The sequence below is a fragment of the Anaerococcus sp. Marseille-P3625 genome, assembly GCF_900232825.1.
Taxonomy (GTDB): domain Bacteria; phylum Bacillota; class Clostridia; order Tissierellales; family Peptoniphilaceae; genus Anaerococcus.
The window spans coordinates 295,267-308,308 of sequence record NZ_OCTP01000011.1 but is presented as its reverse complement, the minus strand read 5'-3'; the positions used below and the strand labels follow the sequence as shown (position 1 = coordinate 308,308).

General features: G+C 32.5%; 15 protein-coding genes and 2 tRNA genes. All 17 read left to right on the top strand.

Annotated elements, in window-relative coordinates:
• The first annotated feature begins 6 nt into the window (after nucleotides 1-6).
• The 17 genes from CS884_RS06720 to CS884_RS06640 all read left to right on the top strand — a co-directional run bounded on the left by CS884_RS06720 (nucleotide 7) and on the right by CS884_RS06640 (nucleotide 13,039).
• Nucleotides 7-94: transfer RNA gene (locus CS884_RS06720), tRNA-Ser, on the top strand.
• Between the two features lie 71 nt (nucleotides 95-165).
• Nucleotides 166-1,713, top strand: coding sequence for a DNA cytosine methyltransferase (dcm, locus tag CS884_RS06715; protein WP_099321116.1), 1,548 nt, complete (start codon nucleotides 166-168; stop codon nucleotides 1,711-1,713).
• A gap of 70 nt (nucleotides 1,714-1,783) precedes the next feature.
• Nucleotides 1,784-1,993 carry a hypothetical protein gene (locus CS884_RS06710; RefSeq protein ID WP_099321115.1) on the top strand — a complete coding sequence of 70 codons (210 nt, stop codon included), beginning with the start codon at nucleotides 1,784-1,786 and terminating at the stop codon, nucleotides 1,991-1,993.
• Between the two features lie 18 nt (nucleotides 1,994-2,011).
• A tRNA-Ser gene (locus CS884_RS06705) sits at nucleotides 2,012-2,087 on the top strand.
• Nucleotides 2,088-2,112: 25 nt separating this feature from the next.
• A complete protein-coding gene (locus CS884_RS06700) occupies nucleotides 2,113-2,928 on the top strand; it encodes a hypothetical protein (RefSeq protein ID WP_099321114.1) in 816 nt (271 codons plus the stop codon).
• The gene (locus CS884_RS06695) at nucleotides 2,925-5,318 is read left to right on the top strand and encodes a phage portal protein (RefSeq protein ID WP_099321113.1); all 2,394 of its coding nucleotides are present in this window, start codon (nucleotides 2,925-2,927) and stop codon (nucleotides 5,316-5,318) included. Before CS884_RS06700 ends, CS884_RS06695 begins: the two co-directional genes overlap by 4 nt.
• A gap of 3 nt (nucleotides 5,319-5,321) precedes the next feature.
• A complete protein-coding gene (locus tag CS884_RS06690; protein WP_099321112.1) occupies nucleotides 5,322-5,552 on the top strand; it encodes a hypothetical protein in 231 nt (76 codons plus the stop codon).
• A gap of 11 nt (nucleotides 5,553-5,563) precedes the next feature.
• On the top strand, nucleotides 5,564-5,761 hold the full coding sequence (locus CS884_RS06685) for a hypothetical protein (RefSeq protein WP_099321111.1): 198 nt from the start codon (nucleotides 5,564-5,566) through the stop codon (nucleotides 5,759-5,761).
• 72 nt (nucleotides 5,762-5,833) lie between these two features.
• Complete coding sequence (locus tag CS884_RS06680; RefSeq protein WP_099321110.1) at nucleotides 5,834-6,100, top strand: DUF6275 family protein; 267 nt, start codon at nucleotides 5,834-5,836, stop codon at nucleotides 6,098-6,100.
• A gap of 52 nt (nucleotides 6,101-6,152) precedes the next feature.
• Nucleotides 6,153-6,413, top strand: coding sequence for a hypothetical protein (locus CS884_RS06675; RefSeq protein ID WP_099321109.1), 261 nt, complete (start codon nucleotides 6,153-6,155; stop codon nucleotides 6,411-6,413).
• On the top strand, nucleotides 6,410-8,503 hold the full coding sequence (locus tag CS884_RS06670) for a hypothetical protein (protein WP_099321108.1): 2,094 nt from the start codon (nucleotides 6,410-6,412) through the stop codon (nucleotides 8,501-8,503). The genes CS884_RS06675 and CS884_RS06670 overlap by 4 nt, the downstream gene beginning before the upstream one ends.
• A 10-nt stretch (nucleotides 8,504-8,513) precedes the next feature.
• A complete protein-coding gene (locus CS884_RS06665; RefSeq protein ID WP_099321107.1) occupies nucleotides 8,514-8,729 on the top strand; it encodes a hypothetical protein in 216 nt (71 codons plus the stop codon).
• 130 nt (nucleotides 8,730-8,859) lie between these two features.
• A complete protein-coding gene (locus CS884_RS06660) occupies nucleotides 8,860-9,585 on the top strand; it encodes an HK97 family phage prohead protease (protein WP_143434417.1) in 726 nt (241 codons plus the stop codon).
• Between the two features lie 2 nt (nucleotides 9,586-9,587).
• Nucleotides 9,588-10,364: a hypothetical protein gene (locus tag CS884_RS06655; RefSeq protein WP_099321105.1), complete on the top strand. Its 777-nt coding sequence runs from the start codon at nucleotides 9,588-9,590 to the stop codon at nucleotides 10,362-10,364.
• A 17-nt stretch (nucleotides 10,365-10,381) separates the two neighbouring features.
• Nucleotides 10,382-11,752 carry a hypothetical protein gene (locus tag CS884_RS06650; RefSeq protein WP_099321104.1) on the top strand — a complete coding sequence of 457 codons (1,371 nt, stop codon included), beginning with the start codon at nucleotides 10,382-10,384 and terminating at the stop codon, nucleotides 11,750-11,752.
• Nucleotides 11,753-11,785: 33 nt separating this feature from the next.
• Nucleotides 11,786-12,166, top strand: coding sequence for a hypothetical protein (locus CS884_RS06645; RefSeq protein WP_099321103.1), 381 nt, complete (start codon nucleotides 11,786-11,788; stop codon nucleotides 12,164-12,166).
• 18 nt (nucleotides 12,167-12,184) lie between these two features.
• Nucleotides 12,185-13,039, top strand: a complete 855-nt coding sequence (locus tag CS884_RS06640) for a hypothetical protein (RefSeq protein ID WP_099321102.1) — start codon at nucleotides 12,185-12,187, stop codon at nucleotides 13,037-13,039.
• Nucleotides 13,040-13,042 lie beyond the last annotated feature (3 nt).

Here is a 13,042-nt window from a genome sequence, read left to right as displayed (position 1 = left end):
TTTTGTGACAAGATACCCAAGCGGTCAAGGGGACGGATTGCTAATCCGTTAGACCTTAAAAGGTGCGAGGGTTCGAATCCCTCTCTTGTCGCCAGAAAAACAAAAACAATCGTGAATTAATCGTGCGTAAATCGTACGATTTTTTATTTTAAGGAGAATTGGTGTATGTTAAGAGTTTTTGAAAGTTTTGCCGGTATAGGTACGCAAAGAATGGGTCTAGAAAGGGCGAATATAGACCATGAAGTAGTGGGAATTTGTGAAATAGATAAATTTGCTATTGACTCATATAAAGCTATACATGGTGAGGTTAAAAATTTTGGAGATATATGCAAAATAGATCCTAAAGATTTGCCGGATTTTGACTTGTTTACATATTCTTTTCCATGCCAAGATATTTCTATGGCCGGCAAACAAAAAGGATTTGAAAAAGATAGTGGCACAAGAAGTAGTCTACTTTGGGAGTGTGAAAGAATAATAGAAGCTAAAAGACCTAAATATTTACTTATGGAAAATGTAAAAGCCTTAACCTTTAAGAAAAATAAAGCGGGTTATGAAAAGTGGCTTGATATCTTAACTAATTTAGGTTATACAAACTATTCAAAGGTATTAAATGCAAAAGATTATGGAGTACCACAAAATAGAGAAAGGGTATTTTGTATATCAATACTGGATGATAATCAAGGTTTTAAATTTCCAGAAAAGCAGGTGTTAAAAACAAGACTTAAAGATATCTTAGAAGAAAATGTAGATGAAAAATATTATTTGACTAGTGAACGAGTTAAAAAGCTTGTCGGTATTGTGAGAAATTATGATATTAAATATAAAAGTGTATTCGATTCTTCGATTAATGATCCCAAAGAAAAAGAAGTTGCTAATTGTGTGACAACAAAGCAAAGAGGAATATCTATAAGGAAAAGCGAAGGTAATGTTGTAGTCGAACCAGAGCTTATACAAACTCATAAACTCAATAGCAGAAATAGAAACAATCCAGAAAGATTTAGAGTATTTGACAAAGAGGGAATAAGCCCAACTCTAAATACTTGTCAAGGTGGAGGACTTCAACCTTGTATAGATGAAATAAACGAAGCTAAAATTGTACAAACTCATAAGATAAAGCATCAAAGACGAACTAATCCAAGTGAATTTAGAACTTACAATGCAGATGGTTTATCACCAACATTACTATCAAATAGTAGTAAGCCTTGTGTAACGGTAGAATTACCAGCTATTGCAGCAAGTAGGGGCAGACTTAGAGATGATAAATTTGTTCAACAATTAGAATTAAAAAAAGATGGAACTTCAAATACTTTGACAACGGTTGGAAAAGACAATTATTTAGTTACAAGCGATACTAATAAAACCATACCAATTAAAAACGGAACTAAAAAAGGTTACCTAGAAGCCCACCAAGGCGACGGTATAGACCTTATTAATCCTACTTGTAACAATCGTAGGGGTAGGGTGCAGAAAGATTGTAGCCAAACCTTGACTTGTAATAATGACAGGGGAGTGGTTACAGATGATTTTAGAATCAGAAAACTAACACCATTGGAGTTTTGGCGACTCATGGGAATAGAAGATAAAGATTTTTATAAGGCAAGAAAAGTAAATAGTGATAGTCAGTTATATAAACAGGCAGGTAATGCAATCGTAGTAGATGTATTAGCTGCTATTTTTATGCAGTTATTTAGGAATAAAGAAATAGAAATTTAAGTGTTAAAACCTAAAATACTACAAGTAATTTAATTCAGATAAAAAGAAAAGAACTTAAAGGAGTAATCCTATGACTATAAAAATAAAAGGCTTTAAAAAGGCAAATAAAGAGCTTAAATGCTTATGCAAATCTAATAGAAAGACAATAAATACAGAAACAGCTCAATATCCTTTAGAAGATAAATATTTAAGGGTTTTGCAGATGGAAGCATCTATTATTTTTGATAGAGTTATGAAAGAAGCTAATAAAGAAATATATCGAGTATTAATAGGCGACTAAAAAGTTGCTTATTTTTTTAGGGTGGTAGTTTAACCAGGCAGAATATTAGTTCAGAAGACTAAAGATATAGGTTCAAATCCTATCCGCCCTACCAATTTTAATAATATTAGGAGGCGAGAATGACCCCAAGAGAAAAGTATAGAAGAGTCAAGGTTATTCTTGACCGATATTTAAAAGTTTTGAATAAGGTTGCTAGAGGTGGAAAGATAGATCCAAGTCTAGCAAAGAAGCTTAATATACCAGTTGAGTTTCAATCAATATTAGAAAGAGCTTACAAAAAAGGGCAGATTGATATTTCACATCCAGATCTTGATTTAGACCCTAGTGAATTTGAAAAACTCATAAGAGAAATAAAGCCTAGTGATAACCCTATATACAAGATAAGTCAAGAATGTGTTCAAGAAGGTCTTGATTATCAATTAGATAAGTTTAGGCACAAGGTTTCAAGTGCGAGCATTGAATATTTTAAAAAAGAATTTTCAGTTATTGATGAAGTATTTAAAGATGACAGACCTAGAGATACATGGATTGCTACAGAGCTAAGAAAAATAACTCAAGATACTAAACAAGATTGGGATATGGTTGTAAAAACTGAATTAATCAATAGCAAAAATGAGGGCATAGCAGATGGAATAATTAAGGGTAATAGTCCATATTCTAACAAGGGACTTGAAACAAAAGTGTTCAAAAGACCAAGCCAAGGAGCTTGTAAACATTGTTCAAGTCTTTACCTAGAAGAAGATGGGAAAACCCCAAAGGTATTTTTACTTGCTGATCTAATAGCTAATGGCAGTAATTATGGGAAAAAGACTAGCGAATGGAAAGCAGTTGTAGGAGTTACTCACCCACATTGCCAATGTATGATTGAGGTATTGCCGGACAATGCTACTTTTGATGAAAATGGCAGAATGATTTTTGAAAGGAAAGTTGAATGACAGAAGATAAAAGAATAAAAGTAAACTTTGCCAGCAAGGGAGGCTCATTCAACGCCGACCAATTTGTGCCAAGGCTTAAATATTCATACTATGATAATGAATCACCTATGGAGGATATGTTTGTATCAACTAACTATAGGGAAAAGGAAAACAAGCTATCATTTGAATTATTAGAGAAAATATCCCTGGAAGTAGCTCCTATTTCAAATATTATATCGACTAGAATAGACCAAGTAGGAACTTTTACTTCCAGATCCAAATATGCTACAGATGGTGTAGGCTTTAAGGTAATGCTGAAAGATAGCAGCAAAGAACCGACCGAAGAACAAGAAAAAACCATAGACCTTATAGAAAAGTTTATAGAAAATTGTGGATTAGGGAATGATCCTAATCGCGACAGATTTGACACCTTTATTAGAAAAATAATCAGAGACTCATTGACATACGACCAGGTCAACTTTGAATTAGAATATGATGTTACAGGTCAGTTTGTTCAAGCCTTTGAGGCAGTAGATGCAGCTACAATAAAACCAGCCCTTGATAATATAGACCTAAAAGAATCAGCCTACGCAGATGATATAGATATCAGAGATGGAGAAAAATTATCCTATGTACAAGTTGTAGACGGAAAGATAGTAGCAGGCTTTACAGCAGATGAGATGGCCTTTGCAGTAAGAAATCCAAGAACTAGTGTACATAGTCAACCTTATGGCCTATCAGAAATAGAAACTATAGTAAGACAACTTACTTCATACCTTGAAGCAGAAGACTACAATATGAGATTTTTCCAACAAGGTGGTATGACAAAAGGCATACTAAATATTAAAGGAGAAAAAAATGGCCCAGCACCAGGAGATAGACAGACCCTAGAATCATTTAAAAGACAATGGAGAACTCAAGTCACAGGTCAAAAAGGTGCATGGAAAATACCAGTCTTTACCCTACCAGGCGAATTGGAATTTATTAATATTGCCCAGTCAGGAGGTGAAATGGTATTTGAAAAATGGGTAAACTATCTAATAAACATAATTTGTGGTGCATATAAAATAGACCCAGCAGAAATAAACTTCCCTAATAACGGAGGTGTAGGTGGCAAGGGATCTAGTCTATTTTCAGGAGATGAAAAGAAAATAGACAACTCAAAAGCCAAGGGACTATTTCCACTATTAAGATTTGTAGAAAACACAATAAACAAATTTATAGTTTCTAAATTTAATACCGAAGATGAATATGTTTTTATCTTTGATGGAATAGATAAAGAATCAGAATCAGATCAAGTAGACCTAGCAAAGAAAAAATCAGAATCTTACATGACAATTAACGAAGTAAGAGCAGAAAAAGGACTAGCAGAAATTGAAGGTGGAGATATAATAGCAAATCCTTACTATCTACAAGCTAAACAAATGCTACCATCGGATAATTCCATGGGTTTTGACTTTGAAGATAGTGGCGAAGAAGACGATACAGAAGAAAGTGAAGAAACACAAGAAAGTCTATTTCAAAAGTCACTTGCATTAGTAAATAAAGAATTAGAACTTGAAAATATCCTTGAAAAGAAACTAGACAGATCAAAGCTCGTATTGATGGAGACTCAAGTTGAAGACAAGTATGGAGTACACCGAGCTAAAAGATGGAAAAATCCCAATATAGCCTTAAATGAAATAAAAAAACAAATGAAAGTGGCCCAAAATAGCAATTTATCATTTAAAAGTAAAGCAAAACATGGTATAATATTAAGTGAAAAAGAACTAATAGACCAATACCTAAAGCAAAATCCAAATGAAACTTTGCAAGAGTTTATAAAGCACAATTTTATAATAGAAAAACAAGAAACACTAAAACCTAAAAAGATCAAAGAAGATCCTAAAGTAGAAGTAAAAGAAGTCGAACCTAAAGAGTTTGTAAAGGCTTTAAGCGAAGCTATAGAATCTATGCCAAAATACAAAAGATGGAGAGTGTCTTCTAAAACAGAAGAAGAATGCCAAGACTTAAAGTGTTATAGAACTGATGGTGGTAGTGTATTTGCCATTACTAATCAAGGAGATATTGAAGCAGTTTGTAAAAATAGTAATGATAATATCAGAGGAAGAGACTTATTAAAAGAAGCTGTAAGACTAGGTGGTAAAAAATTAGATAGTTTTATTGGCAATCATAAGTTTTATTCTGAAATCGGGTTTACAGCATATAGTAGATGCAAATTTGATAAAAACTATAAACCTCCTCTTTGGAGAGAAGGCTATGACAAAGAAGAAGATATAGCTTTTTACGTATATGATGGCAACACAGAATTTGAAAAATGGTCAAAACAAAAGAGTAAAATCAAAGAATTTAATGGGGAAACAGCATACGAAGATGCTTATAATTATCGAGACAATATATTAAAGGAGTAGGCAATGGCAAAATATGAAGATTATAAAAACAAGGTTATAAAAGAATTTAAAGAGTTATGGCCTAGCTTAAGTGATGAAGAAGTTAACAAATACTTTGAAGGCGAAGGTGAAGAGACTACAAGAGAAGATTTTGAAGACCATTTAGCCGATTTAAAAGCAGGGAAAATCACTGAACAGATTTTAATGCACGGTTGCGTAGGATCGACTGCTTATGAATTATCTCTTATGTATTAATGGAAATAATTATGCAAAAGGGAAACAATAAAATAAAAATAATTTGTGAATTTGAAAAAGAAAAAGCTGAATGGGATACACTATCTCAAGATGAAAAGGGAAAATGGCAAGACGTTGCTAATTATCTAAAAGAGGAATGGCCACAAGTTGTGACAGGTGATACATTAGGTTATTGGCAAGTAGTAGGAATGAACAATTCAGGAATGTAAATTTAATAAATATTATTTTAAACACGTTAGTAAAAACTAATGTGTTTTTTTTACGTTAAAAAGGAGAATAAAATGGATAGTTATAAATTTCAAAAAGCTTGTAAAGAATGGTTAATTATGTATTACAAGGAAAACTTTAATAAGAATATTAGTATTGAAGATATATTTGTTGTTTGGTCTTGTAAAATTCTACAAAATAATAAAATACTAATTTCTACAACTCTTTTAGATGGGATATATGTAGAGTGTACACAAAATGGAGATAAGCAAGAAACTTATTTTGATATCTATAAAAAGCAAAAAAACATTATGTTTAGCAATGGAGAATTATTAGGTTAATAGTGAAATAATTGTGAAATACAAAACGTTGAAATAAAAATAAACATAGGTCATGAAATTAACAATAAAATATTATCCAAAACTACCAGAGCGTAAATGGTTACTTAAAAGAGAGGGTGGGGCTTATGAACAGTACGCCCATTTTTTGTGCAAAAAAGATGCTGAAAATGTTAGAAGATTAATTGATGCTAACAAGTATCCATATAACAAAAAATACAAAATTGCAATGCAAAGAATACTAACAGAAGAAGAATTTAAAGAACTAGATAAGAAAAACAGATACATAAATATCAACAAAGGAGCGAGAAAATGAGAATAATTATAAAGGACTTTAAAAGCCTAATAAAAGCTGTACAAAACAGAGCGCATCTATTTCCGGTAAAAGTATTAATAAATGGCAAAAACAAAACATTTTATGGAATAAGATATAAATCCGGTAATAAAGCTATGGAAATTGCAAAAAAGCAAATGAAACTACCAGAAAATATAGAGGTATCTTTTGATAGCAAAGATGGAAAAGCTAAAGGCTTATCAGAAAAAGAAGTATTAGACCTATACACAAAAGCAGGAAAGCATGGATCATTGCAAGATTTTATAGCAAGTAATTTTAAAAGACCAAAAGTAAAAACCAATCAATTATCTATTAACGATATGCAAAAGCCAGAAAAGAAAACTAGTCCAGCCAAGAATAATGAAAATAGCAAGGCAAATACTTATGGGAACTTATCCAAATACCAATTTAGAAGATTGCAACAAAAAGGCGCATCTTTATGGGATAAGAATGGTGAAAAGAGATTATACTTTAATGATTTAGGAATAGATTTGGCAGGAAAAGTCAGCAACAATCCAGAATTTAAAGGTAAAATAGGCGAAAGAGCAATAAATGAACAAGGTGGGAAAATGTACTATGATATGGATTCCGGGAAATTCTACACCAAGGTCAATGGAGGCGATAGTGGCAAGTTTGCTGGTGCAATTTTTAATGAAGCCAAAAGCCTATTAGAAAATTTGACAAAAGAAGAAGAATCTAATCCAAAAGATATAAATAGACTAACAGACAATCCTAATTTGACAGCAAGGCAAGAAAAAGCATTACTTGAAAGATTAGGTGCAGATGTAAATATAGAAAATACACATTCACATACATGGATTAAACCAGATGTGAAAGCAATGCAAGAACTTATAGGTAAGATCGGCGGAGGACACCAATCAAAAGCTGCTAGCAGAAGGGCAAACGAAACTTTATTTAATCTAAAATATGATGTTAATAGAAATAAAGTTTTTGGTGATACCAAAGATAGAGAAGGCGTAAGAGATATGGCACAAACAGCCATTAATAATTTAATAGAAGAAATCAAAAGCAATGAATTAGTCAACAAATTAGCCGCAGAAGACAAAGTTTTAAAAGAAAAAAGATCTAGTCAAGCAGTAAAGGAAAAAATAAAAGCTAGAGAAAAAACACTAACAGGCGAACAAGCTGGTAAGTTCAGATACAGACTAGGCACAAAGAAGATTGACCCAAAGTATGAATATAAAGAAGTAAAAACTACTAATGAATTAGTAGAAAAAATAAAACCAATTAAAGATATGCACACCGATATAAAGGGCAGAGCAATTATGGATATGCTAGGATTAAATTTACCTTTATATAGCAAAAGAAATGGGAAAGCATTTAATACGGGGCGATCAAATGCAGTAGGACTATGTAGATTCGCCGTCCATAATGATGGAATAAGATACAATCATGAAATATGTTTAGTCGCTGAAACCGGGGATCCAGTTCACGAAACCAAAACAGCTATACATGAATGTATGCACGCTAAGGTAAGTGAAACTGTTACAGCAAATCCAGACAAGTTATGCACACCAGAAAGAAGAGAATCCTTAAAACCTCTTGAAGAAACTCTAGTAGAAACCGCAGGTCAAGCTATAAGCAATTTAGTTCATGGAAAAGACACCGATAGACAAATACATTCATACGCTGATCAAATAGCACATTGCTTACCTTGTATTTGGGATTTGGAAGAATTTAAAAACGTTAGAAAAGAAGGGACTCATGGTATAGGTAGAGAGATCTACAAGCAACTTACAGCTAAAAACGGAGATTTTCTAGCAAATGTATTAGATAAATATCAAGATAGCAAAAAAGACCCAGCAATAAGCAATAAATATAAAGCTATAGAAACAAAGGTTCTAGAAAGAACAGACAAAGTAGAAAAGATACAAAATGATTTAGGAAGTTCAGGAATTGCAAATCTTGTTGAAGAACTAAAACGCGGTACTATATCATTAGAAGGAGCGCTCAATAGCTTTGAATATAGAGAAATAGCGGCAGTATTAATAACTAAATTTCTTGAAGATGAAGATTTAGATGCAATAGATGCATTAGCCTTATCATTTTAGGAGGTAAGAAATGGCAAAAGTAATAAGAAACATAAAAGAAATGATAAATGAAATCTTAAAAGAAGTAGAAGGGCAAGATAATTACAGAGCAATTGTATTTGAACTAATGCCACTTGATACAGATCTAATAGTCGATGGAGAAAATAGATATCAAGAATGCTATGACGCATTAGTAGAATTAGGGGAGCAAAGAATAGCAGATAAGTATATAAAGCCTTTGATCTAAAATAAAAATTAATACAAACACTAAAACACTTATGAGAAATCATAGGTGTTTTTTTATTGCATATCTATGAATAAAGGGTGGGAGGTAGGGAGCAAGAACTTTGAGAAAGGAGGATAAGAATGTGAGGGATATGCAGATTTATGTACCTTTAGTAGACCTTATAAAAAGCGATGAATCAAAGAGTCTAAACTCTCAAAAAGGAATTATAGGCAAGATTAAAGGGCTGGCAAGTACACCAGATCTTGATTATCAAGGCGAAAAGGTTGTTCAAAATGGCCTTGATATTTCATCTTTTTTAGAAAAAGGATTTTTAAATTTAGATCACGATAATTCAAGAATTGTTGGTTATCCTGATAAGAAAAACACAAAAATCACAAAAGAAGGTTTATACCTAGAGGGATACTTACTTGACAATGCAGATGGCAGAAGATTTTGGGAAACCGCAATAGCCCTACAGAAGTCCGGTACTTCTAGAAGATTAGGTTTTTCTATCGAAGGACAAATTCTCAAAGAAGACGAAAAGGGACAAATTCTAAAGGCAAGAGTGACAAATGTTGCAGTAACTAGCACACCTTGTAATGCTAATGCAACATGGAATGCAATAGTTAAGTCAATGACAGCTTGTTCGACAAGTCAAAAAGCCCTATTAAAAGAAAGCTTAGAAAATGGCAAAATCTATTATCAAAAGGCTTTAGATGGGGATAGGCAAGTGCTTGAAACATTAGAAACTTTTAAAAATAAGCTAAATAAAAGCAAGAATAAAGACGATATTAAGCTGTATCTAATGATGTTTAGAGGAATCTATGGATCTGAAATGGAAGATAAAGTACACCAAATAATCAACTTTAAGGAGTAAAAATGGACAAAGAAAAAGAATTAGGCATTGATGAAAAACTCAATAGACTATTAAAAAATGTAGCAGATGACTACTTTAATGAAGATGAAGTAGACAAAGATTATATAAGCGAAGATGAAGTTGCTAAATCAGAAGATGATGATGAAAAAATAGTTTACGATTTTAGCGAAGGCGAAGATGAAGAAGAAGCATCTGATGAAGAAATCGCTGATGAAGAAACTGACAATGAAGAAATCGAAAATGATGAAGAATTAGAAAAAACCGAAGATGACCAAATAGCTGAAAATGACGAAGAAAGCGAAGAAGAAAACGAAACTGAAAAGCAAGTAGAAGAAGACGAAGATACAGAAGAAGTCGATTATGATGACTTGCTTGACAGAATTAAAGATGATTTAGGCTTAGATGAAATCAATGGTAGATTAGATGATTTAACAGAAAATCTAAAGAAAGTTGTAGATCTATTAGAAATTAATACTGACAATGCAAATGAAGTAGTTGAAAAAAATAAAGAGCTTGAAAAGTCAATTAATCTATTAAGCAAAAAACTAAGTAGAGCCAATAACATTAGAAAATCAGTTAAAAACGCACAAGTTTTTAATAAATACGAAGAAGAAAAGAAAACTTACAAAGACCTATCAAAATCACAAAGAGCAGAAATTCTATCAAATGAATTTCTAGCAGGCAATAGAAATGTAAGTGCTTTAGATGTAAGTAAAGCTGAACAAGGAGCACCTTTATCTGAAGCTTTAGTATCAATTATTGAAAAACACTTAATTTAAGAAAGGAAGTAATAAACATGGCATTTAATTCATTAACACAAACACAAGTACAAGACCTTTATAAGGCATTAACTACAAATAATTTTGCACAAATTAACCCTGGAGCAAAAGGTGGCGCAGCTATAATTCCAGAGTCACTAGAAAACACAATCAAGACATTAACTTATTCTGAACAACACCTAAAACTTTGGAGAGATATTCCAAAATCAAGAGCTTTCTCTAATGTTGAAGAATATAACGTAGTTGATTCTTACGGAGAAGATATACCAGGATTCCAACCAGAGGGTATTGCAGGACTTGATACAACATCAAGCTATAAAAGAGAACTTGCAAAAGTTAAATGTTTAAATGTAACTAGATCAGTAACCGATCTTATGAGATTAGTAAATACTGTTTCAGAACCAGAAGCATTAGAAACTCAAAATGGAATGAAATTCATTTTAGGTCAAGCTGAACAAGCACTTTTCTATGGTGATTCAACACTAGCACCAGCAGATGAAGAAGGCTTACAATGGAATGGTATTTTAAAACAAACAGCAGATCATAATGTTGTAGATTTAAGAGGTAAATATCTAGAAGATAAACACATTAACAACGCAGCAACAAATATTTTAGACAACTATGGTACACCAACTAAAGCTTATCTACCAATGAATGTTGCACAAAAATTTAGTGAGCAATACTATCCAAATCAAAGAGCAATTATGAGTGTTGAAGCAGGAGAAATGGTAGCAGGTACTACTGTAACTAAATTTAATACATTAGGCGGAACTGTTGATTTAATCCCAGATGTATTTTTAAGAAGAGGTATGGAAGTATTAGATACCAATGCACCAGCTTATGGACAAGAACCACCAACAGCACCAACAGTAACAGCAGCAGTAGCTGACGAAGATGCTAAAAACCCAGCTAAATTTGCACAAGGTGGAACTTTCAAATATGCAGTAGTTGCATACTCACACAAAGGTAAATCTGTAGCTGTAGAAACAGATGCGGTAACAGTTGCAACTGAAAACATCAAAAAAGGCGTAAAATTAACAATTAAAAATTCAGATACACAAATTTTTGCACCAGAATACTTTGTAATCTATAGAACAGAAGATAATGGATCTAAATTCTATGAAATAGGTAGAGTCGGCGCAAAATCAAGAGAAAAATCCGCTGAAACAATCTTTGTTGATAAAAACGAAGTATTGCCAAATACAGGTGAAGCAGTTATAGGCCAATTTGATGAGTCAGCTATTACCTTTAGACAATTGCTACCAGCCTTTAAATTACCATATGCAATGACTGGCCCAGTAAGAAGATTTGGTATTTTCTTATATGGTACACCAATAGTATATGCACCAAAGAAATTTGTAACAATTAAAAACATCAAGATTGACTAGGCTTATCGCCTAGTTTTTCTTTAAGGAGAAATTATGCTGATAAAAAATGATAATTTAGTTAATTCAAGACTTATCATAGATGAAGAAAATTCTGTTAAATTTGATGAATACGGAATGGTTGAAATAGAAGATGAATTAGCTAAAAAACTTTTAGGACTTAAAGGTTATGAATTGGTTGATGATAATAAAAAAGAAAAGTCAGAAGCTAATAAAGATACAAATAAGATACAAGAAGTAACTTTAGGTCAAGGGAAAGTAGAAGTGGAAAGCTTAAATGCTGAAAAAGAAGAAGTTAACTATGAAACTTTATCTATAAAAGAACTAAAAGAACTAATCAAGGCTAAAGGAGAAAAAGCGCCAGCAGGATCTAGTAAAGCAGAGCTTATAGAAACTCTTTTAAAGCTTGATAAATAAACATAGAAAGGGGAGGGTATGAGAAAATACTATGACAATATGTATGATGAAGAGAATCCCTCTTCTAATGAAAATATATACGACCAGGGAGAAAAATTTACATTACCAACAGATCAAGCGGCAGAAAACCTTATAAAGATTAAAGGGCTTACAACCGAAGATTTAATAGATAATCACTTCCAAGGTATAGACCTAATGACTTATGATGGCACACCATTTTCAAGAACATTTTTAGTGTCAAGCCTTAATTCAGCTATAGATAGGGCAGAGCAAGTATTTGATATTTGTATAACCCCTAGAGAAATCAAAGATGAATTACACGACTTTGAGGGAAACAGTCTTTTTGACTCTTACCAATATACACCGTTATTTAAAAGACCAGTAAGAGAAATTGAGTCTATAACCTATAAAATGGGCAATAAGAAAATACTTAAAATTCCTAAAGAATGGATACAACTTGATAAAAGAGTTGGAGATGTGACAATTTTTCCTACAACAGGAAGTGTAAATTATATTAACCCAGCTATAGGTGTAGCTGTACCATATTTTATGACAAGATCTTATATGCCAATGGCAATTTCAATTAATTATAAAGCAGGTATGGAAAAGGAAGAAATTCCACACAATCTTTTAGATTGGATCTTCAAATACGCTGCTATAACTATATTTGAAGTATGGGGAGATCAGATTATAGGTGCTGGTATTGCTTCATCTTCTGTATCAATAGATGGTTTAAGTCAATCTATAGGAACAACTCAATCAGCTATGTATGGTGGAGCATCCGCGCGTATCCTAGAGTACAGAAAAGACCTAGAAGAATTAACTCCGATAATTAGGAAATATTTTGCCAGGTTTGATTCAGTTGTTTTGTAGGAG

Bases quoted from the DNA above. Each gene is read 5' to 3' on its own strand.
- dcm (WP_099321116.1), top strand. From the start codon at position 166: ATGTTAAGAGTTTTTGAAAGTTTTGCCGGTATAGGTACGCAAAGAATG.
- CS884_RS06710 (WP_099321115.1), top strand. From the start codon at position 1,784: ATGACTATAAAAATAAAAGGCTTTAAAAAGGCAAATAAAGAGCTTAAA.
- CS884_RS06700 (WP_099321114.1), top strand. From the start codon at position 2,113: ATGACCCCAAGAGAAAAGTATAGAAGAGTCAAGGTTATTCTTGACCGA.
- CS884_RS06695 (WP_099321113.1), top strand. From the start codon at position 2,925: ATGACAGAAGATAAAAGAATAAAAGTAAACTTTGCCAGCAAGGGAGGC.
- CS884_RS06690 (WP_099321112.1), top strand. From the start codon at position 5,322: ATGGCAAAATATGAAGATTATAAAAACAAGGTTATAAAAGAATTTAAA.
- CS884_RS06685 (WP_099321111.1), top strand. From the start codon at position 5,564: ATGCAAAAGGGAAACAATAAAATAAAAATAATTTGTGAATTTGAAAAA.
- CS884_RS06680 (WP_099321110.1), top strand. From the start codon at position 5,834: ATGGATAGTTATAAATTTCAAAAAGCTTGTAAAGAATGGTTAATTATG.
- CS884_RS06675 (WP_099321109.1), top strand. From the start codon at position 6,153: ATGAAATTAACAATAAAATATTATCCAAAACTACCAGAGCGTAAATGG.
- CS884_RS06670 (WP_099321108.1), top strand. From the start codon at position 6,410: ATGAGAATAATTATAAAGGACTTTAAAAGCCTAATAAAAGCTGTACAA.
- CS884_RS06665 (WP_099321107.1), top strand. From the start codon at position 8,514: ATGGCAAAAGTAATAAGAAACATAAAAGAAATGATAAATGAAATCTTA.
- CS884_RS06660 (WP_143434417.1), top strand. From the start codon at position 8,860: ATGCAGATTTATGTACCTTTAGTAGACCTTATAAAAAGCGATGAATCA.
- CS884_RS06655 (WP_099321105.1), top strand. From the start codon at position 9,588: ATGGACAAAGAAAAAGAATTAGGCATTGATGAAAAACTCAATAGACTA.
- CS884_RS06650 (WP_099321104.1), top strand. From the start codon at position 10,382: ATGGCATTTAATTCATTAACACAAACACAAGTACAAGACCTTTATAAG.
- CS884_RS06645 (WP_099321103.1), top strand. From the start codon at position 11,786: ATGCTGATAAAAAATGATAATTTAGTTAATTCAAGACTTATCATAGAT.
- CS884_RS06640 (WP_099321102.1), top strand. From the start codon at position 12,185: ATGAGAAAATACTATGACAATATGTATGATGAAGAGAATCCCTCTTCT.